Origin of the sequence: Marinomonas flavescens (assembly GCF_004352835.1) — a bacterium.
Lineage (GTDB): Bacteria > Pseudomonadota > Gammaproteobacteria > Pseudomonadales > Marinomonadaceae > Marinomonas > Marinomonas flavescens.
This window is the reverse complement of sequence record NZ_SJSB01000006.1, coordinates 37,915-62,121: the sequence shown is the minus strand read 5'-3', so window position 1 is coordinate 62,121 and position 24,207 is coordinate 37,915. Positions and strand designations below refer to the sequence as shown.

The 24,207-nt window shown below is 41.9% G+C and carries 28 protein-coding genes; 17 read left to right on the top strand and 11 right to left on the bottom strand.

The features are described from left to right. Positions 1-44 precede the first annotated feature (44 nt). The 3 genes from zipA (at position 45) to E0D70_RS07875 (ending at position 3,445) form a co-directional block, all read left to right on the top strand. Positions 45-1,100 carry a cell division protein ZipA gene (zipA, locus tag E0D70_RS07885; protein ID WP_133011728.1) on the top strand — a complete coding sequence of 352 codons (1,056 nt, stop codon included), beginning with the start codon at positions 45-47 and terminating at the stop codon, positions 1,098-1,100. A 69-nt stretch (positions 1,101-1,169) separates the two neighbouring features. Further along, positions 1,170-3,209, top strand: a complete 2,040-nt coding sequence (ligA, locus tag E0D70_RS07880) for an NAD-dependent DNA ligase LigA (RefSeq protein ID WP_133011727.1) — start codon at positions 1,170-1,172, stop codon at positions 3,207-3,209. Beyond that, on the top strand, positions 3,209-3,445 hold the full coding sequence (locus E0D70_RS07875) for a YheU family protein (protein ID WP_133011726.1): 237 nt from the start codon (positions 3,209-3,211) through the stop codon (positions 3,443-3,445). Before ligA ends, E0D70_RS07875 begins: the two co-directional genes overlap by 1 nt. A 28-nt stretch (positions 3,446-3,473) precedes the next feature. Here E0D70_RS07875 and cysE read toward each other — a convergent pair whose 3' ends face one another. Beyond that, entirely contained in the window at positions 3,474-4,301 is an 828-nt protein-coding gene (cysE, locus tag E0D70_RS07870) for a serine O-acetyltransferase (RefSeq protein ID WP_133011867.1), read from the bottom strand. Positions 4,302-4,418: 117 nt separating this feature from the next. Here cysE and E0D70_RS07865 point away from each other — a divergent pair, with 117 nt between their 5' ends. Continuing rightward, entirely contained in the window at positions 4,419-4,748 is a 330-nt protein-coding gene (locus E0D70_RS07865) for a hypothetical protein (RefSeq protein ID WP_133011725.1), read from the top strand. Between the two features lie 62 nt (positions 4,749-4,810). On the opposite strand, the gene mnmC is transcribed toward E0D70_RS07865, so the two are convergent. Both mnmC and E0D70_RS07855 read right to left on the bottom strand, forming a co-directional pair. Continuing rightward, positions 4,811-6,847: a bifunctional tRNA (5-methylaminomethyl-2-thiouridine)(34)-methyltransferase MnmC2/FAD-dependent 5-carboxymethylaminomethyl-2-thiouridine(34) oxidoreductase MnmC1 gene (gene mnmC, locus E0D70_RS07860; protein WP_133011724.1), complete on the bottom strand. Its 2,037-nt coding sequence runs from the start codon at positions 6,845-6,847 to the stop codon at positions 4,811-4,813. Beyond that, entirely contained in the window at positions 6,837-7,388 is a 552-nt protein-coding gene (locus E0D70_RS07855) for a peptidylprolyl isomerase (protein WP_133011723.1), read from the bottom strand. The genes mnmC and E0D70_RS07855 overlap by 11 nt, the downstream gene beginning before the upstream one ends. A 101-nt stretch (positions 7,389-7,489) precedes the next feature. Between E0D70_RS07855 and E0D70_RS07850 the strand changes: the two genes are divergently transcribed. Then, entirely contained in the window at positions 7,490-7,777 is a 288-nt protein-coding gene (locus E0D70_RS07850; RefSeq protein ID WP_133011722.1) for a SelT/SelW/SelH family protein, read from the top strand. Between the two features lie 55 nt (positions 7,778-7,832). On the opposite strand, the gene E0D70_RS07845 is transcribed toward E0D70_RS07850, so the two are convergent. Next, a complete protein-coding gene (locus E0D70_RS07845; RefSeq protein ID WP_133011721.1) occupies positions 7,833-8,135 on the bottom strand; it encodes a YciI family protein in 303 nt (100 codons plus the stop codon). A gap of 2 nt (positions 8,136-8,137) precedes the next feature. After that, positions 8,138-8,674: a septation protein A gene (locus E0D70_RS07840; protein ID WP_133011720.1), complete on the bottom strand. Its 537-nt coding sequence runs from the start codon at positions 8,672-8,674 to the stop codon at positions 8,138-8,140. Between the two features lie 66 nt (positions 8,675-8,740). Between E0D70_RS07840 and E0D70_RS07835 the strand changes: the two genes are divergently transcribed. From E0D70_RS07835 to E0D70_RS07810, 6 genes are all read left to right on the top strand, one after another. Further along, positions 8,741-9,592 (top strand): PHP domain-containing protein, encoded by an 852-nt coding sequence (locus E0D70_RS07835; RefSeq protein ID WP_133011719.1) that lies wholly within the window; start codon positions 8,741-8,743, stop codon positions 9,590-9,592. Between the two features lie 92 nt (positions 9,593-9,684). Beyond that, positions 9,685-10,305 (top strand): L-threonylcarbamoyladenylate synthase, encoded by a 621-nt coding sequence (locus E0D70_RS07830; RefSeq protein WP_133011718.1) that lies wholly within the window; start codon positions 9,685-9,687, stop codon positions 10,303-10,305. Between the two features lie 108 nt (positions 10,306-10,413). Next, entirely contained in the window at positions 10,414-11,307 is an 894-nt protein-coding gene (gene rluB / locus E0D70_RS07825) for a 23S rRNA pseudouridine(2605) synthase RluB (protein WP_133011717.1), read from the top strand. Between the two features lie 29 nt (positions 11,308-11,336). Continuing rightward, positions 11,337-11,792 carry a DUF1499 domain-containing protein gene (locus E0D70_RS07820; protein ID WP_133011716.1) on the top strand — a complete coding sequence of 152 codons (456 nt, stop codon included), beginning with the start codon at positions 11,337-11,339 and terminating at the stop codon, positions 11,790-11,792. Positions 11,793-11,857: 65 nt separating this feature from the next. After that, positions 11,858-12,580, top strand: a complete 723-nt coding sequence (locus E0D70_RS07815; RefSeq protein ID WP_133011715.1) for a winged helix-turn-helix domain-containing protein — start codon at positions 11,858-11,860, stop codon at positions 12,578-12,580. A 7-nt stretch (positions 12,581-12,587) separates the two neighbouring features. After that, positions 12,588-14,096, top strand: a complete 1,509-nt coding sequence (locus tag E0D70_RS07810; protein ID WP_133011714.1) for an ATP-binding protein — start codon at positions 12,588-12,590, stop codon at positions 14,094-14,096. Positions 14,097-14,119: 23 nt separating this feature from the next. Here the strand turns inward: E0D70_RS07810 and E0D70_RS07805 are convergent, their stop codons facing one another. Together E0D70_RS07805 and argF are read right to left on the bottom strand one after the other, a co-directional pair. After that, on the bottom strand, positions 14,120-15,046 hold the full coding sequence (locus E0D70_RS07805; RefSeq protein WP_133011713.1) for a LysR family transcriptional regulator: 927 nt from the start codon (positions 15,044-15,046) through the stop codon (positions 14,120-14,122). Between the two features lie 88 nt (positions 15,047-15,134). Continuing rightward, on the bottom strand, positions 15,135-16,040 hold the full coding sequence (gene argF, locus E0D70_RS07800) for an ornithine carbamoyltransferase (RefSeq protein WP_133011712.1): 906 nt from the start codon (positions 16,038-16,040) through the stop codon (positions 15,135-15,137). Between the two features lie 222 nt (positions 16,041-16,262). Here argF and grxD point away from each other — a divergent pair, with 222 nt between their 5' ends. Both grxD and E0D70_RS07790 read left to right on the top strand, forming a co-directional pair. Beyond that, positions 16,263-16,592 (top strand): Grx4 family monothiol glutaredoxin, encoded by a 330-nt coding sequence (gene grxD / locus E0D70_RS07795; protein WP_133011711.1) that lies wholly within the window; start codon positions 16,263-16,265, stop codon positions 16,590-16,592. A 62-nt stretch (positions 16,593-16,654) separates the two neighbouring features. After that, positions 16,655-17,278 (top strand): peroxiredoxin, encoded by a 624-nt coding sequence (locus E0D70_RS07790; protein ID WP_133011710.1) that lies wholly within the window; start codon positions 16,655-16,657, stop codon positions 17,276-17,278. Between the two features lie 66 nt (positions 17,279-17,344). Here E0D70_RS07790 and gloA2 read toward each other — a convergent pair whose 3' ends face one another. Both gloA2 and E0D70_RS07780 read right to left on the bottom strand, forming a co-directional pair. After that, positions 17,345-17,737: an SMU1112c/YaeR family gloxylase I-like metalloprotein gene (gloA2, locus tag E0D70_RS07785; RefSeq protein WP_133011709.1), complete on the bottom strand. Its 393-nt coding sequence runs from the start codon at positions 17,735-17,737 to the stop codon at positions 17,345-17,347. An 8-nt stretch (positions 17,738-17,745) separates the two neighbouring features. Further along, positions 17,746-18,699: a LysR family transcriptional regulator gene (locus tag E0D70_RS07780; protein WP_133011708.1), complete on the bottom strand. Its 954-nt coding sequence runs from the start codon at positions 18,697-18,699 to the stop codon at positions 17,746-17,748. A 274-nt stretch (positions 18,700-18,973) separates the two neighbouring features. Between E0D70_RS07780 and E0D70_RS07775 the strand changes: the two genes are divergently transcribed. Continuing rightward, complete coding sequence (locus tag E0D70_RS07775; protein WP_165942884.1) at positions 18,974-19,366, top strand: GFA family protein; 393 nt, start codon at positions 18,974-18,976, stop codon at positions 19,364-19,366. A gap of 33 nt (positions 19,367-19,399) precedes the next feature. On the opposite strand, the gene E0D70_RS07770 is transcribed toward E0D70_RS07775, so the two are convergent. Together E0D70_RS07770 and E0D70_RS07765 are read right to left on the bottom strand one after the other, a co-directional pair. Next, a complete protein-coding gene (locus E0D70_RS07770; RefSeq protein WP_133011706.1) occupies positions 19,400-20,278 on the bottom strand; it encodes a LysR substrate-binding domain-containing protein in 879 nt (292 codons plus the stop codon). Positions 20,279-20,319: 41 nt separating this feature from the next. Continuing rightward, complete coding sequence (locus E0D70_RS07765; RefSeq protein WP_133011705.1) at positions 20,320-21,315, bottom strand: 2-hydroxyacid dehydrogenase; 996 nt, start codon at positions 21,313-21,315, stop codon at positions 20,320-20,322. A gap of 352 nt (positions 21,316-21,667) precedes the next feature. Between E0D70_RS07765 and E0D70_RS07760 the strand changes: the two genes are divergently transcribed. From E0D70_RS07760 to E0D70_RS07750, 3 genes are all read left to right on the top strand, one after another. Further along, complete coding sequence (locus E0D70_RS07760; protein WP_024024079.1) at positions 21,668-21,877, top strand: cold-shock protein; 210 nt, start codon at positions 21,668-21,670, stop codon at positions 21,875-21,877. 164 nt (positions 21,878-22,041) lie between these two features. Continuing rightward, complete coding sequence (locus E0D70_RS07755) at positions 22,042-22,593, top strand: DUF2058 domain-containing protein (RefSeq protein WP_133011704.1); 552 nt, start codon at positions 22,042-22,044, stop codon at positions 22,591-22,593. A 447-nt stretch (positions 22,594-23,040) separates the two neighbouring features. Further along, a complete protein-coding gene (locus tag E0D70_RS07750) occupies positions 23,041-24,012 on the top strand; it encodes a porin (protein ID WP_133011703.1) in 972 nt (323 codons plus the stop codon). Positions 24,013-24,207 lie beyond the last annotated feature (195 nt).

Sequence of the window (24,207 nt, the reverse complement as noted above, 5' to 3'; positions counted from 1 at the left end):
TTGATAATAGCATTAACTTTATTGATCTAATTCGGAAAAATGTAATGGAATTTAGCTTGCGTGAGTGGCTAATCTTGATTGGGGTTGTTGTTATAGTCGCAATTCTGGTCGATGGATTTCGTCGATATAAAAAAGGCCAACAGTTTAGTCAGGAAGAAGATGACGATGATTTCGTCGATCCTGAAGAACTAGCACGTGAAGCCATTGTCAGGAGAGAGTTGCCTAATGGCGGCGCGAGACCAGCCTCATCTGAGGTAAAACGTGGTCGTTCGAACCCTATTAATAATGCGTTTGAAAATGCTCGTCAAACGGTTAATGCACCGCTTGCAGACGTACCTCATAAAGTGGATTCAGGGCCTACGTTAGATCGCGATGAAGGTTTGCATCTTGATGAATTGGCTTCTTTGGTGCCGGATCGTGAATCGGACTCAGTGCGTTTTTCTGAGCAGAATTATTCGGATGATCATTTTGAGGGGCATAATTCGGAATCATTTAGTGATCAATATAGTGATCTGGATGTTGGAAATGAAGCGCCAAGTCATGAGACTTTTGAAGAAATAGACTATGAGCGAGACTATTCAAGCGTCGATGTAGATCAACTGACTCCGCAAGGCAGCGCTTATGATTTAGTTGGCGATGAGCAGGAAACTGATGACGAGGCAGAAATAGAAGAAGTCATTGTTATTAATATTCTAGCCCCTGAAGGACAAACTTTCTCCGGTATTGAGCTACTTCAGTTGGTCTTAAATTGTGGTATGCGTTATGGCGATATGGATATTTTTCATCGCCACGAAGAAGGCTTTGATCGTGGTCGAGTGCAGTTCAGTATGGCCAATGCGATTGAACCAGGCACCTTTGATTTAGACACTATGGGTGAAGGTAATTGTCCTGGTGTGAGTTTCTTTATGGGATTGCCGGGCCCTAAAAACAGCATGAAAGCATTCGACTTTATGCTTGAAACAGCGCAAGCCTTAGTGCGTAATTTAGGGGGGGAGCTGCGCGATGAGCGTCGCACTCCAATGAGCGAACAAACCATAGCCCATTGTCGTCAGCGGATACGTGATTTTGAGCGTCGGCGCTTGATGAAACGCAAACCTTAAATTTTATCAAGGCCCTAAGGGGCCTTGATTGTTTCTACCTTCTGTACGGTTTTATTTCGAGCTTTCTTTATGAGTCACAACAACGGCATTACTCAAGAACAGACGCAGGCTTTGGTTAAGCAATTAAATGACTACAGTTACGCCTACCATGTAAAAGACAATCCATTAGTTCCTGATGCTGAATACGATCGTTGCTATCGACAGTTGCAGTCTATAGAGGCTGAGTATCCTGATTGGATTCAAGCGGATTCTCCGACCCAACGGGTAGGAGAAAAACCAGACAGCGGTTTTGAAAATGTACCACACACAGTCCCCATGTTGTCCCTTGATAACGCCTTCGATAATGAGTCTTTAGCAGATTTTGATCAGCGTATTCGCAAACTACTGGACGTCGAAAAGGTCACTTATTGCTGTGAGCCAAAACTTGATGGCTTAGCGATCAGTTTACGTTATGAACATGGTCGATTAGTGAGAGGTGTGACTCGTGGCGATGGACTTTCAGGGGAAGATATTACTTCCAATATTAGAACTATTTATTCCGTTCCTTTGTCGTTGCGAACAGATACGCCTCCGCCTGTACTTGAGGTGCGTGGTGAAATCTACATGCCAAAAGAGGGCTTTGAAAAGCTTAATTTACAAGCGGTAGAGCGAGGCGATAAGCCATTTGTGAACCCTAGAAACGCCGCCGCCGGCTCACTCCGCCAACTTGATCCGAAGATCACGGCGTCACGTCCTTTGGTGATGTGTGCTTATTCTATTGGTTATGTTGAAGGTTGGTCCCAGCCAGACAGTCATTATGATGGTTTGGTGCAATTAGGTGAATGGGGCTTTCGTATAAATGACCTGATGCAAACCGTTGAAGGCGCGGCAGGTTGCATTGAATATTATGCCATGCTAAACGAGAAACGCCCGAATTTGTCTTATGACATCGATGGTATTGTGTACAAAGTTGATCAGATCGAGCAGCAAGAAGAACTTGGTTTTATCGCCCGAGCTCCGCGTTGGGCGATTGCTCGAAAATTTCCCGCTCAAGAAGAAGTGACGCGCATTTTAGGCGTTGATTTTCAAGTGGGTCGTACTGGCGCCATTACACCGGTTGCGCGCCTGGCGCCAGTGTTTGTCGGCGGTGTTACCGTGTCTAATGCCACCTTGCACAACAAGGATGAAATTGCGCGCTTAGGAGTAAAAGTAAACGATTATGTGGTGATTCGCCGTGCTGGCGATGTGATACCCAAAGTGGTTCAGGTGCTAGAAGATCGTCGTGTTGAGGCAGAAGTCACCAGTGTGGTTTTTCCTGATGTGTGTCCGGTTTGTGGCTCCGATGTTGAACAAGTTGAAGGCGAGGCCGTAGTACGTTGTACTGGTGGCTTGGTGTGTGGTGCGCAATTAAAAGAATCGTTGAAGCATTTTGTGTCCCGTAAAGCGATGGACATTGATGGTCTAGGCGACAAGTTAATTGAACAATTAGTCGATCAAGAATTGTTAAAAACGCCGGTGGATATTTTCACTTTAGCAGAGAAAAAAGACACCCTATTGTCGATGGAGAGAATGGGGCAAAAATCGGTTGATAAGTTGTTGAGCGCGATTGATGTGGCGAAGAAAACACAGTTTAACCGTTTTATTTATGCCTTGGGCATTCGAGAAGTGGGTGAAGCCACAGCGCGCTCTTTAACAAGTCATTTTACCGAATTAAATGCTTTGATGAATGCAGATCAAGAAGCTTTGGTTGAAGTGGACGATGTTGGTCCTATTGTTGCTCAACACGTCAGGTTGTTTTTTGAGCAAGAGAAAAATGTGGCGACGATACAAGGTTTGCTGGCAGCTGGGATTGAATGGGAAACAAAAACGCTAGTCGATGACAGTGATTTACCCTTGGTTGGAAAAACCTATGTGGTAACGGGGTCGTTGAGTCAATTTTCCCGGGATCAGGTCAAAGAAAAGCTGCAAGCTTTGGGCGCTAAAGTGAGCGGCTCAGTATCGGCCAAAACAGATTGTTTAGTGGCAGGTGAAAAAGCAGGGTCAAAATTGACCAAGGCGCAAAGTTTGAATATTCCGGTTCTTGATGAGGCGGGTGTCATTGCGTTATTAGCCAGTCATGGAGCGGTGTAATGGATACCTTGATTCCTTATGAATCTTTAGAGTCGGACACATTAATGACCATTCTTGATGATATTGTGTCTCGTGAAGGCACAGATTATGGTGATTATGATTTGTCTGCAGAACAGAAGCGTCAGCAAGCCGTAGCAGTATTAAAAAGCGGTGAAGCGGTTTTGTTATTTGATACGGAAAGTGAAACCATCAAGATGGTGCCAAAAGACACGCTAGGACATTACGACCTCATGTGAGGGCGTAATGTCGATTAGTAAGTCGTGATTAAGACGCTGTCGCGTCGCTGCAATCTCGAACGCAATGGTTAATATTGTGATCCATTGCGCGCGAAGGCGCTTCGCCTGTATTGCGGCCAACGATTTTGGCAGGAACGCCCGCCACTGTAGTGTGCGCGCCAACAGCTTCTAATACCACGCTACCTGCACCTATTTTCGCACCTTCACCGACTTCGATGTTGCCCAATATTTTCGCACCAGCGCCAATCAGGACACCTGAACGGATTTTTGGATGACGATCGCCATGCTCTTTTCCAGTGCCACCAAGTGTGACAGATTGTAGAATAGAAACATTGTCTTCGATGATACAGGTTTCGCCAACGACCAAGCCTGTAGCATGGTCTAACATGATGCCACAGCCAATCGTTGCTGCCGGATGAATATCAACGCCGAATACCATCGACATCTGGCCTTGTAAGTACAGGGCAAGACTTTTTCTGTTGTTTTTCCACAGCCAATTGGCAACGCGATACGTCTGTAAGGCGTGAAAGCCTTTAAAGAATAGCAGGGGGGTCGTCAGGCAATCGCATGCTGCATCCCTTTCTTTTATCGACAAAATATCTTGCTCTATACACTCAACAATGCCAGATTGAGGGGCAGACATGGCTTCTTCAAAGACCTCTCTTAGTACGATAGAGGGAATTGAAATACTGTCCAGTTTACAGGCCAGTAAGAAGCTAAGCGCTGAGCTTAACGACTCGTGCCTAAGGATAGTGGTATTGAAGTAGCTGGCGAGTATGGGTTCATCTAACGCAAGTTTTTTTGCTTCAGCTTGTAAAGATGACCATAAGTTGCCAGAAGTCACGGCATTGTACATTGTGTTACTCAAGGGGCTATTTACCTATGTTAATTCGCAGCTAGAATGTTAGTAATAGTGTTAGCATGAAACAAAACAAGGCGTAAGGCAAAGATTGCCACAGATTATGGAGACAGTATGACTAAAAAAACCGTTGCCGATGCATTGCATGTATTCTACGAGCTAAATTCTACTTTCGCTGATGCTTACTGGGAAACCAACGATATTAATCAAAAAGATCGTTTTTTTGCTATGAAGAGCATGTTACAAGATGAGCTTGATGAACTCCATAAGCTAAGTGTGCAAGACCATATTTATCCTTATGAATCGATAGATCCTGGCGTTTTGCAACTGAGTGATAAGTTACGTTCATTGTTACCTGAAATGAATCGTATTGTGTTAAGACCGAAAACCATCAATCGTTTCATCGAATTGATTCCAGCTGCGTGTGACCTTTTCGAACTATAAAAAAGCCGAATGCTAATCTTTTCTGTATTAGCATTCGCCTGATTGGTTAGCGATTATCTCGTTTACCCTCGTTTTAATGCTCTGATTACAAAGCGATTAGGATGAAGCTTATCCATAATGCTTTGCTCTAAGGGTGAGGGAGTATTCGTGATTAGGCTGGTTAGGTAGCTGCCGCTTAAGGGCGCAGAAACTAACCCTCTTGACCCATGGCCAATATTGATAAATAAACCATCTTGAGGGTTAGCGATTTGATTGCATTTCCATTTGGCATTTTTGCTGAGCATGGCGTAATGGTTTTCTAATATTGCTGGTGTCGAAATGGGACCTACCATAGGAGTGTAGTCAGGAATGGCGCAGCGAAACGACACTCGTCCACCACAATCTCGCTCATTGAGCGTCCCTGTTTCTAAGTGCAGTAAATCTTCTAAAATACGCAGATTACGTTGCTGACTTTCTGCTCTGACTGTTTCATCTAGATCTCTCACATCGTAAGTGGCGCCAAAGTGTAGGGTTTCTTTCAGTGCTGGAGAAACATAACCTGCTTGGCAAAGAACATGCTCAGTGGTTAACTTTCCGACGTCTTCATTAACGCTTGAACAGGCTTTTTGTGCGGCTTCTAGAGGTAAGTACGATACTTGACCACGAATAGGGTAAGCCGGTGTTTTTGGTAAGAAGCTCAAATCATGAGTGTCATTGGCAGTACAGATAACCACATGAGAGAAACGTTCTTGCGGTATTTTATCATTGGCTGGCTGATGACTGGCTAACCACGGGTGAGGCGCGTTATCGTCTTTCTCTAATCCTTCTAAACGTGTCATTAATCGCACATTAATTAAAGGATGATCAAGCAGTTTTTGGCAGAGGTCGGTTAGTACAACCCAACCAGATAAAGGTAAGAATAAGCTGCCGTTCTCACCGTGTTTATGCACGATAGAGGTTGGGTAAAGTTTGTTTTCTAGCAAGTTGGTGAAACGTTGTTTTTCTTTCTCGTTTGTTGGGCGTTGCTCTAGGCCGCATTGCTGCCAAAAGACCGCGCTATCATCAAGCTTAGAGTAGAGTTTGCTTGCGTATAAATAAGAACTTAAATAAAAACGATTTACCGGAGTGTCCTGACTGGCAAGCTTAGGGTAAAGCATGCCTTGAGGGTTACCAGAGGCTTTACAAGCAACGGTTTTACCTTGTTCCCACACTGTCACCTTAATACCTTGTTCAGCGAGTGCGTGAGCTGTGGTGGCGCCTGCGAGCCCAGCGCCAACCACCAATACGTGTTTTTGATGGTGCTCTTCATGGCCACTGTGCTGGGATGGATTTTGTCGTACATTAAACCAAGCTTCGCCTTGTGCCATGCGTTCAGTAAACGTTAGAGGTTGTTCGTTCAGCTCACCAACAACCATTTCTCGCTTTTGGCCAAAACCTTTTACTTTTCTAACCTCAAAGCCGACGTCTTTTAGGCCTCGACGTACTATGCCTGCAGCGGTAAATGTTGCACACGTAGTGCCTTGGTGGCTGAGCCTATGGATGTGCTTAAATAAGTTTGACGTCCACATTTCTGGGTTTTTGCTGGGGGCAAACCCGTCTAAAAACCAAGCATCTACGCTAGCATTTAATGCCGCAAAGCCCTCTTCCGCTTCGCCAAACCATAGGGTCAGCTGAATACGACCTTGAGCTAATTCAATACGATGAAAGCCATGGGTGAGCTCAGGGTAATGGGCAATCAACTGTTGGCTGTATTCTTTTAGAGACGGCCACATAGTTAGCGCGTTAGTGAGCATATCTTTTGTTAAAGGAAACTTTTCAACGGAAACGAAATGCAGGGTGGTATCGGTGGGGGCGTCTTCTAAAAAAGCTTTCCATGCGCAGAGAAAATTTAACCCTGTACCGAATCCAGTTTCTGCAATGGTAAAGTGATCTTGAGAAGGCCGAGCGCTGGATAGGTTTTTCCAACGCTCATTTAAATGGTTATTTTGAAGAAAAACATACCGTTTTTCTTCAAGCCCAGCGTCTTTATCAAAATACACATCGTCAAACTTTTCAGAGTGAGGGGCACCATCTTCCCCCCAATTTAGCTTGGGTGTTTCTAAACAATAACTAGTTAACACGTTTGATGCTCTCAATCACAATAGGGGTAGAGGGAACATTTTGGTAGGGACCCATAGAATGAGTAGGAAGCTTAGTAATATTGTCTACTACGTCCATACCAGAAATTACATGACCAAAGACGGTATAGCCAGGAGCGCCGCGAGCGCCATCGTTTAGAAAACTGTTGTCCGCTTGGTTTATAAAAAACTGAGACGTGGCACTGTCGGGGTTTTGAGTGCGGGCCATGGCAATAGTGCCTCGATTATTCGCTAGACCATTGTCACCTTCATAAGGAATCGCTGCATGGGTTGGTTTTTGTGTCATGTCAGGAGTAAAACCACCGCCCTGAATCATAAAACCTGGAATGACGCGGTGAAAAATAGTGCCATTATAAAAACCTTCTTCCACATAACTTAGAAAGTTTTTAACCGTATTAGGAGCCGCTTTATCATTCAAATCGATGCGAATAGCGCCTTGATTCGTTGTAATATCCACTTCTGTTGCATTGGCTTGAGAGCAAAGTGCGGTAAACATAAGGCCAGCAATGAAAATTTTACGCATAATAGGATTTCCTTAAAGAATGAATGGCCCAATAGTATTGGGAGCATGGCTGCAGGCCAAGTGGTTTTGACGTATTTATAGACATTATACAGGAGAGATTGATGCGAACGGCGGTTATAGAGATTGAATATTGTACATTGTGTCGCTGGATGTTACGTGCGGCATGGCTGTCTCAGGAATTACTGACGACCTTTGATGATGACATTAAAAGTGTCACCTTGATTCCTACGCAAGGCGGGATTTTTAAAGTTAGAGTAAACGGTGAAGAGGTATGGTGCCGTAAAGCGGAGAATGGTTTTCCAGAGGCAAAAGTGCTTAAGCAAAGAGTGCGAGATGTCATCGATCCAGAGCGAAATTTAGGTCATTCTGATGTAAAAACAGACGCATAATAAAAAACCGCTCGTTGCAATGGAGCGGCTTTTAAAATACCGGAGATGAAAGTGATCAGTTCGGAAAGACTTGTTTGAAAGGCTTCACTGTTACATTTTCGTAAACTCCAGCAGCCATGTAAGGGTCTGCATCGGCCCATGCTTGTGCTGCTTCTAAAGAGGAGAATTCTGCGACGACAACGCTGCCAGTGAATCCCGCATCACCAGGGTTATCTGAGTCTATTGCAGGGTTCGGCCCTGCCAAAACTAACTTACCGTCATCTAAAAGTTGCTGTAAGCGCGCAAGATGGGCTGGGCGTGCTTGTTGGCGTGCCGCTAAGCTATTTTCTACATCGTTACTAATGATGGAGTAAAGCATGATTATTCCTTGTTTTGAATTTGTGATGAAAGGTAGATGCCTTGTAAAATGATAAAGACAATCGTCATACCAAGTAGGCCAAATAGTTTGAAATCTACCCAGATTTCTTCGCTAAAAGAGAAGGCGACGTAAAGATTTACAGCACCTGAAAGAATGAAAAAGGCGACCCAAGCAATATTCAGCGTACGCCAAACTTTAAATGGAAGCTCGATTTTATCTCCCATCATTCGTTCAATGATGTTTCTTTCGCCAATAAACTGGCTTCCTAAGAAAGCGAGAGCAAATAAACCATTTACAATGGTTGGCTTCCATTTGATGAACTCGCTGTTACCAAATATAACCGTTGCGCCACCTAATAAAATAACCAATGCCAAAGAAACAAGGTGCATTTTTTCCACTTTTTTATAGCGGAGCCAATTATAACCAACTTGTAATATGCTGGCAGGAATCAAAACAGCGGTAGCGAGTATGATGTTTCCAGAGAGTTTGTAGACTACGAAGAAAACAAGGATAGGAAGAAAGTCGAATAATATTTTCATATAAAAACCAATTTATGTATGCTGAACCCATGATAACCACCATTTCTTTTAAAGAACAGCCTATCTATGCCTGAAGCCGCTTGTTACCGTAAAGTTGATCTACATTCTCATTCCAATTTCTCAGACGGGCGATTATCGCCAACTGAATTAGTGGATTTAGCCGTTGAGCAAGGTGTTACGCTCTTCTCACTTACAGATCACGACACCTTAGATGGATTGCCTGAAGCGCGTCAGAGGGCAAAAGAACATCAGTTAAGCTTTTTGAATGGCGTTGAGCTTTCTACACAATGGAAGGGGATTCCTCTTCACATGGTGGCGTTGAATTTTGATCCAAATAATGCCGCCTTATTATCTATCGTTCAGAAAAACCAACATATTCGCTTAGACCGAGCCCGTTGTATCGCTGACTTATTAGTGAAGCAAGGATTGCCTGACTTATTTGATGAGGCTGTTGCATTGGCGGGAAATAGCCAACTAGGGCGACCTCATTTCGCGACCTTGATGGTAGAGAAAGGGCTAGTGAAAGATGCGAATAAAGCTTTTGACCGTTATTTAGGCAATAAACGTCTTGGTAGTCTTAGAGATGTTTGGCCAGAGCTGGATGTTGTCTTAGGTATGTTGAAAGATGAAAATATGGCTTTGATATTAGCTCATCCCAAACGCTATCCGTTAACGGTGACTAAATTAAAACGCTTATTAGCAGACTTTAAAGCATGGGGTGGTACGGCAATGGAAGTTGCCTCAGGTAATGAACGCCCGGATCACGTTCGCCTTATGGAACGACTTTCTCAAGAGTTTGCTTTGAACGCCTCAGTGGGGAGCGATTATCACGGGCCCTTTGGTCCTTGGACGCAGGTAGGGCGCTTTACTCAGATACATGAAAGTGAAGTGGATCTAGTGTGGCGAGATTGGGTTTAGTTTTTTGAGTTGAGTCTTATGCCTCGAATGGTCTAGTATGTTGTTGATATGGCGTATTTTTAAACGCCTTCTTATTATAAATGGAGTGTATTTTGAGTCAGTTTTTTCAAATTCATCCAGAAAATCCACAAACACGTTTGGTGAAACAAGCTGCTCAAGTTATTCGTGATGGAGGAGTTGTTGCCTATCCTACAGATTGTGGTTATTCATTAGGGTGTCGTTTAGGTGATAAATCGGCAATGGATAAGATTAAAGCCATTCGTCGTTTGGATGATAAACATAATTTTACATTGGTGTGTCGAGATTTGTCTGAGATATCGACTTACGCCCGTTTTGATAACCATCTTTACCGTTTGCTTAAAAATAATACGCCTGGGCCATATACTTTTATTTTCCACGCAACGTCTGTTGTTCCTAGGCGTTTAATGCACCCTAAGCGTAAAACGATAGGGATTCGGATTCCTGATAGTCGTATCGTTTCTGCGTTATTGGATGAGCTAGGAGAGCCTTTGATGAGCGTGTCTCTTATTTTACCAGGTGAAACTGAGCCGATGACAGATCCTTATGACATTCGCGACACGCTAGAATACGCTTTAGATTTGGTTATTGATGGCGGTTTTTGTGGCTTAGAGCCAACCACTGTCGTGATGATGGATTCAGAAAAAATAGAGGTTGTACGCATTGGCGCGGGTGATCCTGCGCCTTTTATGTAAATAGTTAGGAATGTCGCTGTCAAGCACCGCTATGTATGACTATAATGCCCAAAATTTTGTGTTTAAAAAACTGGGTTGCTGAGAAGCATTCCCTCTAAGAGGTTCGTAATGGACGAGAAGTTACAAAAAGTTTTAGCTAGAGCGGGTCAAGGCTCACGTCGTGAAATGGAAACCCGTATTCGTGACGGGCGTGTCATTGTGAATGGCGCTGTTGCGACGCTGGGCGACCGAGTTAGCGTTAGTGATATTATTGAGCTGGATGGTTATCCTGTAAAACTGACCGAAGCAGGCGAAGGCCGTCGAGTCATTATTTATAATAAGCCAGAAGGCGAGGTATGTACTCGCAAGGATCCAGAAGGCCGTCCTACTGTCTTTGATAATCTTCCTAAATTGCGTGGTGAACGCTGGATTGCGGTTGGCCGACTAGACATTAATACCTCTGGTTTGTTGTTATTCACCACTGATGGTGAATTAGCCAATCGATTGATGCACCCTTCAACAGAGATTGACCGTGAATATTTGGTCCGTGTAATGGGTGAAGTCACTGAAGAAAATATAGCGACCCTTAAAAAAGGCATCAATTTAGACGAAGGTATCGCTAAATTCACTGACATCGTTGATGGTGGTGGCGAAGGTATTAACCGTTGGTTTTACGTTTGCTTGATGGAAGGTCGTAACCGTGAAGTTCGACGTTTGTGGGAATCTCAAGGCGTAAAAGTAAACCGTTTGAAACGAGTGCGTTTTGGCCCTGTCTTTTTACCTTCTAAAGCCAAAGTTGGCCGTTGGGTAGAAATGGAAGAAGTTGACGTTAATTCACTGTGTGCCATGGTGGATCTGAAAGTATCTGCTATTGCGCAAAAAACACAGCAGCAAAAGCTGGATGTGAAGCGTACTAAGAATAAGCATACTGGTGGCGCTCGTCGTCCAAAAGGCTTTGACTGGCAGAGTACAGACAAGCCTGAATTCAAGCCTAAAAAGCCAGGTAAACGTACATTTAGGTAGTAGTCACATTTTTTAGGAGTCGTACTGGCATGGTTCGTTGGATAAGCCTTTTTGTTGTTGTTTTAGTAATAGGTTTTTTTGCTTACATCAAAATAAATAATCGGCCACCTGAGGATTTAGGGGTGACTGCGGAATTATTAAAACCGTGCCCTACGTCTCCTAATTGTGTTTCTAGTCAGGCAGAAAAAAGTGATGCAGTGCACTATATAGAGCCAATTATTTATCATGGAAGCCGTATGGATACACAGCTTTCTATAGAGTCTTACTTTCTAAATCAAGGTTATACTCAAATTGTTAATAGCCAACTAGGGTATGTTCATATTCAAGTTAAAAGCCATTTTTTAGGTTTTATTGATGATGTTGAATTTTATTTGCCTGAGGCTGATAGCATAGTTGATGTTCGCTCTGCTTCGCGTGTTGGTTACTCTGATTTGGATGTTAATCGCGATCGTATTGAAAAACTTAGAAGCTATCTTGCTCATTAGTTTTTACAGAAAGATACATTTATTTATATAAAAATAGAGAACATATATTAGGAAGAGGATTGCTTATGAATACGGATGACAACTACTCAATTTTAATTGTTGAAGACGATGAGCGGCTAGCCTTACTTACTCAAGAGTATTTAATCAAGAATGGTTTCTTGGTTAATGTTGAGTCGGATGGACGAGCTGCTATCTCTCGTATTATTGAAGAACAACCCTCTCTTGTTATTTTGGATCTTATGCTTCCTGGCGCTGATGGTTTTACTGTCTGTCGTAGTGTGCGTAATGATTACAAAGGTCCTATTCTAATGCTGACCGCGCGCAGTGATGATGTAGACCAAATACTTGGCTTGGAAATTGGCGCTGACGATTATGTCTCTAAGCCAGTAAAACCACGAGTGTTATTAGCTCGAGTTCAATCGCTGTTACGACGTAGTACACAGGACGTAGACTTATTGGCTGCAGCAGAGAAGAAGCCAGAGCAAACGTTAACGTTTGGTCCTTTGGTTATTGATAACTCGCGCCGAGAAGCTTGGCTTTCTACTGAAGAAGTTGAATTAACAAGTGCAGAGTTTGATCTTCTTTGGTTGCTTGCTAGTCAAGCGGGAAGAATTCTAAGCCGAGAAGAGATTTTTGGTGAATTACGTGGTATTGAATACGATGGACAGGATCGTTCAGTAGATGTTCGTATTTCTCGCATTCGTTCTAAAATAGGGGATGATCCTATTCATCCTCGCCGGATTAAAACAATCCGCAGCAAAGGTTACCTTTTTGTAAAAGAGGTTTGATCGTCCAATGCAAAAAGAAATATGGCGGTTATTTCAACACCTGATTGTGGGTTGTTTAATCATACTCGTTTGTTGTTATGCCGCCGTTGAATTTGCAGATTATCGTTTTAGTCAAGCAAAGCGTGATCAGCTTTTATGTGTTGATGCTGAGCTCAGTGTTGCAATACTGGCAAGTGGCATCACAAGGTCACTCCCAGATTCTCAATTTAATTGGAAATCGGCTAATTTATCCCTTAACTCTCCTCAAGTGACGGCTTTGTTAGCGACAAAAAGAGGGGCTTATTTGCCAAATGGGGACTATCAGCTGTCATTTGGTCCGCTCTCACATCCCAGTTTAGTCGGTGTTGTTTCAGCAAAAAGTTATATGTTTCATCTAGAGGCATTACTTAAAACACTGCTTCTTTCCCCTCTTTCATATGCAGATAAGCAGTCTTTATTGAAAAGCATATCGTGCTTGAAGGTAGAGAAAACCTCTTCTCCAATGTCGCTTACAGTCGATGACGTTACCTTAGTTCACGCAGAACATAACTATTATGGCTTTTTGTGGAAGGGGGAAGTATCAGGTGATGTAAATTACATTTCTATTGATCACGTTAGCCCTGTCTCTTTAACGCTTATTGTTATTGTTATTGTTGCCATTGCAATTATCGCTATGCTTATTTTAATTTGGCGAGAGCTGTTTTATCTCGATGAAAAAAGAGAAATATTTGAGGATATGACTCGTCAGATTGCACGAGGGCTAAGTGGTTTGCCTACAGAAATATCTGACAGTAGTGGAACATTAAAAGAGTTGGCGTATTCTTTTGACTCTATGTCGTCGCATATTCAAAGATTGCTTAAAGTACAAAGAGACATGATCAATGCCATTTCACATGAGCTGAGAACGCCAATTGCTAGGCTTCGATTTGGCTTAGAAGTTGTCAAAGACGAAGTCGATCCATCCGTTGTGCATACTGTTATTGCTCTAGAAGATGATGTAGAAGAGCTAAATACATTAGTGGATGAAGTACTGACCTATGGAAAATTAGAAGAAGGTACGCTAGCGCTAAATTTCCACCCTTTCGGGATTAAGCAATTAGTAGACTCTATTTTGCAGAATAATGAATCGTTACTAAAACACTTGAAAGTAAATGTGGATATTTCTGAAAAAGATGTCGTCATTGCTGATGAACATCATTTGCATAGAGCACTGCAAAACTTAATCCTAAATGCTTCAAAATATGCCACCAGTCAAATTGCTATTATTTTTTCATACGATGAGGATCGCTGGCAGCTTGATATCGAAGACGATGGGCCAGGAATTTCTTTTGAAGATCGTGATAAGGTATTTATTCCATTTCAGCGCTTAGATAACAGTCGGACGCGCGCTTCGGGTGGCTATGGATTAGGGTTAGCAATCGTACAACGCATCGCTTTTTGGCATGGTGGTGCTGTGCTGGTGGATGAAAGCAGTCTTGGTGGGGCTAAATTTAGTTTGATTTGGTCTCGTAATCAACGTCAGGATAATTTGTCCTGATGTTGATTGCGGGCTTTGTAAGGTTAAAGGTCTGGCGATAAGATGCCTTTTAAGTTTTTAAAGCATGTTTTCGATGCGGTATTAATCAAGTCTTCCATATAGGCATTATTGCGCTGATCTTTTCTTATTGCTAAGTAAAGCTTGCACCAAACACCTTCTTCGCCCAATGATTTTGTAATCACATATTGTCTATTTGAATACTCGGTTAACGCCCAATTAGGGATGCAACAAACGCCACGGCCACTGGCCACTAACTGCATCATCATTAAGGTTAATTCACTGTGGCGAACTTTTGCAGGCGCAATTCCAGCGGGCATTAGAAAATGTTTAAAAATATCCAAACGCTCAGATTCAACAGGATAAGTTATCAGAGTTTCTTCTTTAAAATCTTCAGGTTCTAAAAATTCTTTCTTTGCTAATCGGTGGTGTCGAGACAAGGCTACTTGGGCCTCATACTGGAATAAAGGAATGTATTCCAGATTGGGTAGATCTTGAGGGTCTGAAGTAACCACTAAATCTAAATCACCGCGAGCAAGTGCTGGCAATGGCATAAAGCTAAAGGCTGTGGACAAGTCCAGCTCAACATCTGGCCAATGTTCGCGGAAATGATCAATGGTTGGCATTAGCCATTCATAACAGCTGTGACACTCAATAGCGATATGAAGACGTCCACTTTCACCTTCCGCAAAGCGTTGTATGTCTCTTTGTGCCGAGCGAAATGATAATAAGACATCGTCCGCCAGTTGCAATAGTCTAAGGCCAGCGCTAGTGAATCTAACAGGTTTAGTTTTACGGATGAATAAGGAGCAGCCGAGCTTTTCTTCTAGATCTTTAAGTTGGTGAGAAAGCGCGGATTGGGTTAAATGAACCCGCTCAGCCGCTTCTACTAAGCTGCCAGTTTCTCGAAGTGCTGTTAGTGTTTTTAAGTGCCTAACTTCAATAATACTCATAATAATTTACAGTACGTGAGTTTAATTCAGTGAATGAGATAGAAAAAAACCATGATATAAAATACATCACGGTTTTTTTAAGATTCTTTTATTTACACAATAAAAATTCGAGAAGGGCTTTTTGTGCATGAAGACGATTTTCTGCTTCGTCCCAGACAACAGACTCAGGATCATCGATAACATCTGCAGAGACTTCTTCACCGCGATGGGCAGGGAGGCAGTGCATAAATAAGGCATCAGTATTTGCTAACGCCATTAATTCTGTATTCACTTGGAATCCATCGAAGTCTTTTAGCCTTTGTTCTTGCTCATCTTCTTGTCCCATAGAGGCAAAAACGTCGGTTACGATAAGGTCTGCCTCTTTGGCTGCTGCTTGAGCGTCATGTAATACAGTGACTCGATCTTGATGCTCTGCAACCAATTCAGGGCTAGGTTCATAGCCTTTAGGGCAAGCGATAACCAATTTAAAATCCAGCAATGCAGCAGCATTGATGTAGGAATTACACATATTGTTTCCATCACCAACCCATACGACTTTTTTGCCTTCTATTGAGCCTCTGTGCTCTTGATAGGTTTGCATGTCGGCAAGTAATTGGCATGGATGGTAATCGTCTGTAAGCGCATTGATGACGGGCACAGACGAGTATTTAGCGAAGGTTTCAACAATGCTATGTTCAAAAGTACGAATCATTACTGCATCAACCATGCTAGAGATAACGCGAGCACTGTCTTCGATGGGTTCACCGCGTCCCAGTTGCGTATCACGAGACGACAAAAATAAAGCATGACCACCAAATTGAGCCATACCAGACTCGAATGAAACTCGAGTTCGGGTTGATGATTTTTCGAAAATCATTCCCAAAACACGATTTTTAAGCGGTTCGTATAGTGTGCCTTCGTGATGAATTTTCTTAAGTTCTGAAGCTCGAGATAGTAGCTGTTTTAACTCTGCAGACGAAAGGTCTTTGAGAGTAAGAAAATGCCTTGGCGACACGCTAAACTCCTTAACGGTTATTTAAAAAAGGGTAATCGTCCAATCTAATACACTCACGGGAGTGAGTAAAGCGTAATTCGCATTTGAAAGAACAAAGGAAACCATCAAATTGGGGTTGTAAATAGTAGGTCAACCCCCATAAACTGGGTCAAGTTGATCCATTTACCGTAATATTATTTTTGACGGTTATCACAAAAAGACGAGACAGGGTGAGGTTTTATAATGAGCAGTACAATTGAGACAATTAAAGAACAAGTAGCAAGTAACGATATTCTTCTTTATATGAAGGGTAATCCTCGCGCGCCACAGTGTGGTTTTTCATCGCAAGCAGTGCAAGCCCTTATGGCATGTGGCGAGCGTTTTGCTTTTGTTAATATTTTAGACAACCCTGATATTCGTGCTGAATTGCCAAAATACGCCAATTGGCCAACGTTCCCACAACTATGGGTTAAAGGCGAATTAGTCGGTGGTTGCGATATCATTATGGAAATGGCATCAAACGGTAAGCTTCAAACGCTAATAAATGAAGCGGTAGGCTCTACAGAAGAGTAACTGTTTTTAGTAGGTAGTTTACGCAAAATTCAACATTCGTATATTCAAGAGGATTTAATATCATGTCTATTCTAGTTGGTAAAAAAGCGCCAGACTTTATGGCTCCAGCGGTACTTGCTGATGGCCAGATTGTTGACTCATTTAGCTTGTCTGAAACGATTAAAGGAAAATACGCCATCGTATTTTTCTATCCATTGGATTTCACCTTTGTTTGTCCTTCTGAGATCATTGCAATGTCTCATCGTATGGATAAATTCCGTGAAATGGGTGTGGAAGTTGTTGGTGTGTCCATCGATTCCCATTTTACCCATAATGCGTGGCGCAATACTCCAGTAGAAGAAGGCGGGATTGGTCCGGTTGAATATACGCTAGTTGGTGACATGGATCATTCCGTTGCAAAGGCTTACGGTATTGAAGCTGAAGCTGGAGATTCTTATTACCCAGTAGGCGTTGCTATGCGTGCTTCTTTTATTATTGACCAAAAAGGTATTGTTCGTTCACAAATCGTGAACGATGAGCCAATCGGTCGCAATATGGATGAGTTGGTTCGTATTGTTGATGCGCTTCAGTTCTTTGAAGAGCACGGTCAAGTTTGTCCGGCTGGTTGGAATAAAGGCGACAAAGGCATGGTAAACACACCTGAAGGTGTTGCATCTTACTTGTCCGAAAGTGGTAAAGCGCTTTAGTCGTTATTAATTAGGTACATGAAAGCACGTATTGGTTTAGCTAATGCGTGCTTTTTTTTGATTTTTTTATGTTATTTCGTAGAGTTCTAACGGCAAGTTATCAGGGTCGGAAAAAAAGGTGAAGCGTTGGCCTGTAAGATGGTCTGTGTGTATATCTTCTACTTCAATTTTGTTCTCTTTCAGGTGTTTTACGCAGGCGTCTAAGTCACTGACTGCAAAAGCAAGGTGCCTTAAACCTTGCGCTTCTGGGTGGGAAGGGCGTATTGGTGGGTGAGGAAATGAAAACAGTTCAATTTGTTCATTCTCATTAATTTTTAAATCTAGCTTAAAAGATTGTCGCTCTTCTCGATAAGTTTCTCGAATAATGTCGAAACCTAACAGTTCGCTGTAAAAGAATTTAGACGTTTTGTAGTCTGAGCAAATAATAGCCACATGATGAATGTGTGAAACATTAAACATAGTGGCGCTCATTTTGGATTTATTTTTTTAAGCTCATTTGCAAGTTCAATTACTTGCCTTCTAAACCAAATATGGCTGGCGTCATGATGTAGCAAGGCGCTCCAAATCATTTTAAGCTCTATCTTAGGTATCTTGAAAGGGGGTTCCAGAATGACAAGGTCTGGATTGTTTCGATTGATCATGGCGACCTTTCTCGGCAGCGTGGCAATGAGGTCTTGTTCAAGCGCAAGATGCATTGCAGTATGGTAGCTTCTAGTGAAAACACGGATACTGCGCTTTCTATTGATGCTTTGCAGGGCTTCATCAACCCAACCTAGTTTTTGTACGTCGTTCGGGTCCATGCCAACACCAACGCCAAATCCTGTTTTGCTGACCCAAATATGCTGAGACTGTAAGTAGCTTTCAAGATTGAAATTGTTTCTTACCGCATTGTCAGTGCTCATCATGCAGACGAAATCATCATGCCAAACGCTTTTCTCATGAAAGGATTGTGGTAGTTCTTCAAAGCGATTAATCGCCATGTCAATTTTACCAGCTTCCACATCATGAAAGGTAACATCACTTGGTGTCATTATATCAAGAGTAATGCCTGGTGCATTTTCACGTAATCGATTTAAAAGTCTCGGAATTACGGTGGAAGCGGCGTAGTCACTGGCCATTATGCGAAAGACTCGGGTACTTGTTCGTTCGTTAAAGTCCGCTTCAGGTTGTAAGGCTTCTTCGAGTTCTAGTAATACTTTACGAACGATTGGCTGTAACCGAAGCGCTTTTTCAGTGGGTTTCATTCCTTCGCTAGTTCGGACTAATAATGGGTCGTTAAGTAAATCCCTTAGTCTCTTTAGTCCATTACTCATAGCTGGTTGTGTAATGTGTAATTTACTCGCCGCTCGAGTGACGTTACATTCTCGCAATAAGACATCTAAATAAATAAGTAGGTTTAAGTCTATTTTGTTTATATTCATCTTGGTTATGGCAGCCAGCTAGATTATCGCTTTAGGGTGTTGATTGTATTGACCTTAACGCAAAGTATAACTGAGTATTACTGTTTCTTGAGAACTTTTTAAGAGCGATAGGAAAAGCATTGGCAAGTGGGTTGGTCGGCTTACTCGCTTCTGGCATAATGCAGTCATTCTGATAAGGCTCGTTAGTACATGTGAAGTTGGCCTAGGGTTGTTTTGTTGCCCTATTGCCTTTTTAGTGTGTTTGTAAGGCTTTATGACTTTTTATGGGGTAATAATGAAAGCTTCATGTTTATGTGGTTCTGTTACGTTTACGATAACTTCTCCTTTTATAAGCGCCAGTATTTGCCATTGTAGCCAGTGTAGAAAAACACATGGTGGTACTGGAGCGGCTTATGGTACTTGCTTAAAAGAAGACGTAGAGTGGATTTCGTCGAAAAAAAGAGTGCGTCGCTTTGCGTCATCGGAACGAGTTAGGCGTGGGTTTTGTAAGGATTGCGGTAGCCCAATTTATTATTATCATAAGGATTTCCCTAACCATATTGAAATTTCGTTAGGGGTTTTGGATGAAGAGCCAACTATGGCGCCTGATCACCATTTATTTGTCTCCAGTAAGCCTGATTGGTATGACATAAATGATGATTTAACTCAATATCCAGAGCTTAAGTGAGATTGTGTTGATTGTTAGTTATTCCATTGCTTCTTATAAGGAAGGAATGGAATAACATTGATCCACAAAACTTTGTGCGTTTTTAGTAAGGGCTGTATTTTTCGGGGTGATAATGAGTAGGTTTCGATTGAGCTCCAAAGGCGTTTGGTAAAGTTTAATCAAACCAGAGCTGAGCTCTTGAGATAGGGCTATTCTCGACAAGCAACCTAATCCCATTTTATGAATAACTGCTTGTTTTACCGCTTCCATATGCGCGAGTGAAATAACCACATTAAGCTGCGTTATATTTTTTCCCATTGCTTGTTCAAGTATGTTTCTGGTGCCAGATCCTGCCTCTCTCATGACCCAATCCGCTTCTTGTAAATCATTCCAAGACAGGCTTTCTGGGCGAATTTCTTGTGCTGACCCAAAGACCACTAATTCATCTTTTAACCAGACTTTCGTCATTAGCTCTGCGTGTTGGCAATAACCCTCAATAAAGCCAACTTCCGCTTTGCCTGTTAATAATTGTTGGATTACGTGCTGTGTATTACCAATATCTAAATTAAATCTTATATTGGGGTGTTGTTGTTTAAATATCGACATCTGTTCTGGAAGTAGATAGTTTCCAACACTTACACTGGCCGCAATATGGAGCGATCCGCTTAGCTCGTCATCACTTCCCATGCTTTCTATTTGTTCTATTTGGCTTAGAACCGCTCGCGCTTGAGGTAAAAGATGCCTAGCCTGAGGCGTAATTTGTAAGCGCTTTCCATGCCTTCTAAAAAGTGACTGCCCCAATAATGCTTCTAGTTCACGCAAGGCCTGGCTGGCGGCTGGTTGGCTGATAGATACCATTTCGGCGGCAGCGGTCACTGAACCGGTATGGACTACGGCTTCAAAAATTTGTAATTGTCTTAAAGTTATTCTCATGGGCTCATTGTATCCGCATTTGGATTTTGATGAGTAGCCCTTTAAGCATTTAATAATCGCGAGCAGGGATCGCCTTTAGCATGCAATATTAAATTATCCACAGTGGTTGCAGCGATATGCTCTAACGCTTCTTGGGTAAAAAAGCCTTGGTGCCCAGTAACAACAACATTCGGGAAGGTCAGCATTAGCTGAAAGACGCTGTCCTGGATGATGTGTGAAGACATATCCTCAAAGAATATTGCATTCTCTTGCTCATAAACATCCAGTCCTAAATAGCCGATTTTACCTGTATAGAGCGCATCGATGGCTTCTTGTGCATTGACTAAAGCACCTCGGCTGGTATTAATAATCATGACGCCGTCTTTCATTTCAGCCAGACTGTTTTTGCCAATTAAATGATGAGTGGAGGCATTGAGAGGGCAGTGCAAACTAATAATATCACTTTCGTTATAAAGCGTTTCTAGGTCTGTGTATTCACATCCTGCTTCTAGTAGCGCTTCGTTAGGTGTTACGTCGTAACAAATAACCCTACAGCCAAAGCCTTTCATAATACGGCAAAAAGCTTGCCCTATGCGTCCGGTGCCAATGCAGCCAACGGTTCTGCTTTGGATATTGAAGCCGAGCAGGCCTTCAAGAGCAAAGTTACCTTCTTTCACTCTATGATAGGCAATGTGCGTTTTTCTATTCAGCGTCATGATGAGCGCAACCGCGTGTTCTGCCACGGAAGTAGGGCTGTAATCAGGGACATGATAGACCTTAATGCCAGCTGCTTTAGCGGCGGGTAAATCCACATTATTAAATCCCGCACAACGTAGCGCGATGGCGGTGAGCCCATGTGCTGCTAAATAGTCAATTACGTGACAATTAATATCGTCGTTTACAAAACAAGAAACCGCGTCAAAGCCTTTTGCTAGTGCCATCGTCTCTGGACTAAGTCTGCTTTCTAAATAGACTAATTCGATCGCTGGTGTTTTTGTCACAGCATCGGACAGTGTTCTTTTGTCGTAAGGTTTGCATGAAAAAACAGCCACTTTCATAATTGTTAGCTCCAATAGCGCTTTGTTTAGGGTTTAAAAAGTATACTAAGGTGGTTGGGAAAGAAACTATTCGATTCTTTGTTTCTTTATAGAGTATTGATTTGACTCAAGATAACTACTTTTAGCCATTATCTTGATAAAAATTGTTGAAAACTTGATTGACCTGATGGCGGGAAGCGGACTACAATCAATTTCGTTTAAAAGAGTTGGCAATATTTATGTCCAGAGTTGCGAATACTACGTCATGTATGTTCCGTCCTGTTAAGTCATAAGTAATACCGAGTTTTTTTAGCACAACAACGCATGATGATAACATCTGCGTGTAAATTAACTTACCTACAGGAAAACAGACATGTCTGACGTAGTAACTGGTACAGTAAAGTTCTTCAACGAAACTAAAGGTTTCGGTTTCATTACTCAGGATTCAGGTCCTGATGTTTTTGTTCACTTCTCTGCAATCAACACTTCTGGTTTCAAAACTTTGGCTGAAGGTCAAAAAGTTGAATTCCAAGTAGCTCAAGGCAAAAAAGGCCCTGAAGCTCAAAACGTTACACCTTTATAAGGTAACGTTGCTGAGGTTAACCTCAGCAGTGCGAATGCTAAAAAGCGACTTTTAAGTCGCTTTTTTTGTTTTTGTCCAAAATGGAAAACTTAACTTTACGTTACTCGAATACAAGATTTGATTATTATCGAATTTGTTACTTAGCATAGAAAAGAGGTGATTTGATGGCGGCTAAATCATTGCAGGAGCAGCTCTTAGGAGCGGGACTTGTTAATAAAAAGAAAGCAAATAAGCTAAAAGCGGAAAAACTGCAGCATAAACAGAAAGTAAAAAATGGCAAAGCGACTGCTCAGGATGATAGTGAGCGCCAGTTAGAGCTAAAAAAACAGCGTGAAGAAAAAGCAGAGAAAGATCGTCAGCTGAATTTAGAGAAGCAAAAAGAGCTCGAGAAAAAGGCGATACAAGGCCAAATACGTCAAATGATTGTGCAAAATAAAATTACCAAGCAAAACGGTGATATTGCCTATCATTTTACCGATGAAAAAAAGGTTAAGAAGCTTTATGTTAATCAAGCGATGCACGATGACTTAACAAAAGGACGTTTAGCTATTGCTAAGCTAGACAGCGGCTATGAGCTTATCCCTGAGCCTGTTGCGCTAAAGATTATAGAGCGAGACGAGCAGTATATTCTTGTTTGTAATAGCCGCACTGAGAGAGTCGAGGATGAAGAGGATCCTTATGCAGACTTTCAGATCCCAGATGACCTTATGTGGTAATGAACACAGTCTCTTTCCCCGGTGTTTGACCAAAACACCGGAAATACCCAGACAAAGCGCACTTAAAAGCTCTGCTATAAATACACATCTCTCAATCCTCTGTTCTTTTTTAGGATCATTGTCGATTTTCAAGAAAATGACATATTTTTTCTTTATTACCTTATTTCTTACGAATATGGTGGTATATTAGCCTCTACACAGTGCGGAAATTATGCAAATAGCGACTATAAATACCTGATTTATATTGCATTTATATTAATTAAAGAAGAAGTCTTCACATCTTTTTAAAACTGTGTATATAATAATGACGAAATAAGGATAAATAGTGCAACATAATGCCTTGTTATTGCCTATTTCGTAAGAATGTTTAGATTGTTTGATTGTTGCTTGCACATATCAAGCGCTCATAATAAAGAACGCAATACATCATCTATAAGGGAAACGAGAATGAAAAAATCAATTGTCGCTCTTGCAGTTACTAGCGCTGCTTTTGCCTCTATCTCTGCTTACGCAGCAGAAGATTCTTCTGTAGATTTCTACGGTAACATCCAATACGCATTTTCAAATCAAAATGGTGTAGGGACTAATTTTGAAGATAATGGTTCTACACTTGGTGTAAAAGGCGAGTCTAAAGTAGATGACAACTTAACCGCTTTTTTCAAGTATGAACTAGAATTTAAAGCTGACGAACAAGAAGATCGTGGTGCTGCTACTGCTTACAATCAATCTCATCTTGACCAAGCGTTTGTAGGTTTGAAAGGTGATTTTGGTAAAGTGACTGCCGGTACTCATGACACTATCTACAACAATGCCATCCAAGACGGTATAGATCAGTTTGAATATTTAGGTACGGCGAAGGCAGCTGGCTCTAGCCAAGGTGATACTATCACTTACTTCTCTCCATCTATGAGTGGCCTTGAGATGCAAGTAGCAGTACAAACTAAAGGTACTAATCCAAACGCTACTAGTAATACCTCTACAGGTGATAATAGCGGCAATGCGCCTATGGCAGTAATAAAGTACTCTACTGATATGTTTTCTGTTGCGGTTGGTTATGATTCACGTGGTAACACTGCAGCATCAAATACTAAATCATCAACTGGTGTAGCAGTTACTGTAACACCTATGGATAACCTTACTGTTACAGGTAAGTACGAAACAACTGAAGATACAGCGAATTACCTAGGCCTTGCAGCTCGTTATGGTTATGGTATGGGCGATGTTTACGGTTCTTACGTAAATGTTAATCCTGATTCTTCTCAAGTAAATCACGAAACTTATAATCAGTATGCTGTAGGCGTAACTTACAGTATCAATTCTAACATGTACACCTATGCTGAAATTGGTAGTTTTGGTAGTGCTACTGCAAATGTAGGTTCTACAGCTACATCAGTAGTTGGTGTAACATACGCTTTCTAAGATCATTTTACCTAGCTAGGTAATGTGACACTTGTTGATGATAAGGCTCTTCAAAGAGCTTTATTTATAACAAAATATAGATGGTTCTATAAAAAGCATTAGTCTTTACTAATGCTTTTTTGTTTTTGAGTACTACCTAGTTCCCTTTCTACAGTTTTATCTATAAATTCTTCTTTCGAATAATCACTTTCTTTA

Excerpts from the sequence above, each read along its gene's own strand:
- zipA (WP_133011728.1), top strand. The coding sequence starts at position 45 with ATGGAATTTAGCTTGCGTGAGTGGCTAATCTTGATTGGGGTTGTTGTT.
- ligA (WP_133011727.1), top strand. The coding sequence starts at position 1,170 with ATGAGTCACAACAACGGCATTACTCAAGAACAGACGCAGGCTTTGGTT.
- E0D70_RS07875 (WP_133011726.1), top strand. The coding sequence starts at position 3,209 with ATGGATACCTTGATTCCTTATGAATCTTTAGAGTCGGACACATTAATG.
- cysE (WP_133011867.1), bottom strand. The coding sequence starts at position 4,301 with ATGTACAATGCCGTGACTTCTGGCAACTTATGGTCATCTTTACAAGCT.
- E0D70_RS07865 (WP_133011725.1), top strand. The coding sequence starts at position 4,419 with ATGACTAAAAAAACCGTTGCCGATGCATTGCATGTATTCTACGAGCTA.
- E0D70_RS07855 (WP_133011723.1), bottom strand. The coding sequence starts at position 7,388 with ATGCGTAAAATTTTCATTGCTGGCCTTATGTTTACCGCACTTTGCTCT.
- E0D70_RS07850 (WP_133011722.1), top strand. The coding sequence starts at position 7,490 with ATGCGAACGGCGGTTATAGAGATTGAATATTGTACATTGTGTCGCTGG.
- E0D70_RS07845 (WP_133011721.1), bottom strand. The coding sequence starts at position 8,135 with ATGCTTTACTCCATCATTAGTAACGATGTAGAAAATAGCTTAGCGGCA.
- E0D70_RS07840 (WP_133011720.1), bottom strand. The coding sequence starts at position 8,674 with ATGAAAATATTATTCGACTTTCTTCCTATCCTTGTTTTCTTCGTAGTC.
- E0D70_RS07835 (WP_133011719.1), top strand. The coding sequence starts at position 8,741 with ATGCCTGAAGCCGCTTGTTACCGTAAAGTTGATCTACATTCTCATTCC.
- rluB (WP_133011717.1), top strand. The coding sequence starts at position 10,414 with ATGGACGAGAAGTTACAAAAAGTTTTAGCTAGAGCGGGTCAAGGCTCA.
- E0D70_RS07820 (WP_133011716.1), top strand. The coding sequence starts at position 11,337 with ATGGTTCGTTGGATAAGCCTTTTTGTTGTTGTTTTAGTAATAGGTTTT.
- E0D70_RS07815 (WP_133011715.1), top strand. The coding sequence starts at position 11,858 with ATGAATACGGATGACAACTACTCAATTTTAATTGTTGAAGACGATGAG.
- E0D70_RS07810 (WP_133011714.1), top strand. The coding sequence starts at position 12,588 with ATGCAAAAAGAAATATGGCGGTTATTTCAACACCTGATTGTGGGTTGT.
- E0D70_RS07805 (WP_133011713.1), bottom strand. The coding sequence starts at position 15,046 with ATGAGTATTATTGAAGTTAGGCACTTAAAAACACTAACAGCACTTCGA.
- grxD (WP_133011711.1), top strand. The coding sequence starts at position 16,263 with ATGAGCAGTACAATTGAGACAATTAAAGAACAAGTAGCAAGTAACGAT.
- E0D70_RS07790 (WP_133011710.1), top strand. The coding sequence starts at position 16,655 with ATGTCTATTCTAGTTGGTAAAAAAGCGCCAGACTTTATGGCTCCAGCG.
- gloA2 (WP_133011709.1), bottom strand. The coding sequence starts at position 17,737 with ATGTTTAATGTTTCACACATTCATCATGTGGCTATTATTTGCTCAGAC.
- E0D70_RS07780 (WP_133011708.1), bottom strand. The coding sequence starts at position 18,699 with ATGAATATAAACAAAATAGACTTAAACCTACTTATTTATTTAGATGTC.
- E0D70_RS07775 (WP_165942884.1), top strand. The coding sequence starts at position 18,974 with ATGAAAGCTTCATGTTTATGTGGTTCTGTTACGTTTACGATAACTTCT.
- E0D70_RS07770 (WP_133011706.1), bottom strand. The coding sequence starts at position 20,278 with ATGAGAATAACTTTAAGACAATTACAAATTTTTGAAGCCGTAGTCCAT.
- E0D70_RS07765 (WP_133011705.1), bottom strand. The coding sequence starts at position 21,315 with ATGAAAGTGGCTGTTTTTTCATGCAAACCTTACGACAAAAGAACACTG.
- E0D70_RS07760 (WP_024024079.1), top strand. The coding sequence starts at position 21,668 with ATGTCTGACGTAGTAACTGGTACAGTAAAGTTCTTCAACGAAACTAAA.
- E0D70_RS07755 (WP_133011704.1), top strand. The coding sequence starts at position 22,042 with ATGGCGGCTAAATCATTGCAGGAGCAGCTCTTAGGAGCGGGACTTGTT.
- E0D70_RS07750 (WP_133011703.1), top strand. The coding sequence starts at position 23,041 with ATGAAAAAATCAATTGTCGCTCTTGCAGTTACTAGCGCTGCTTTTGCC.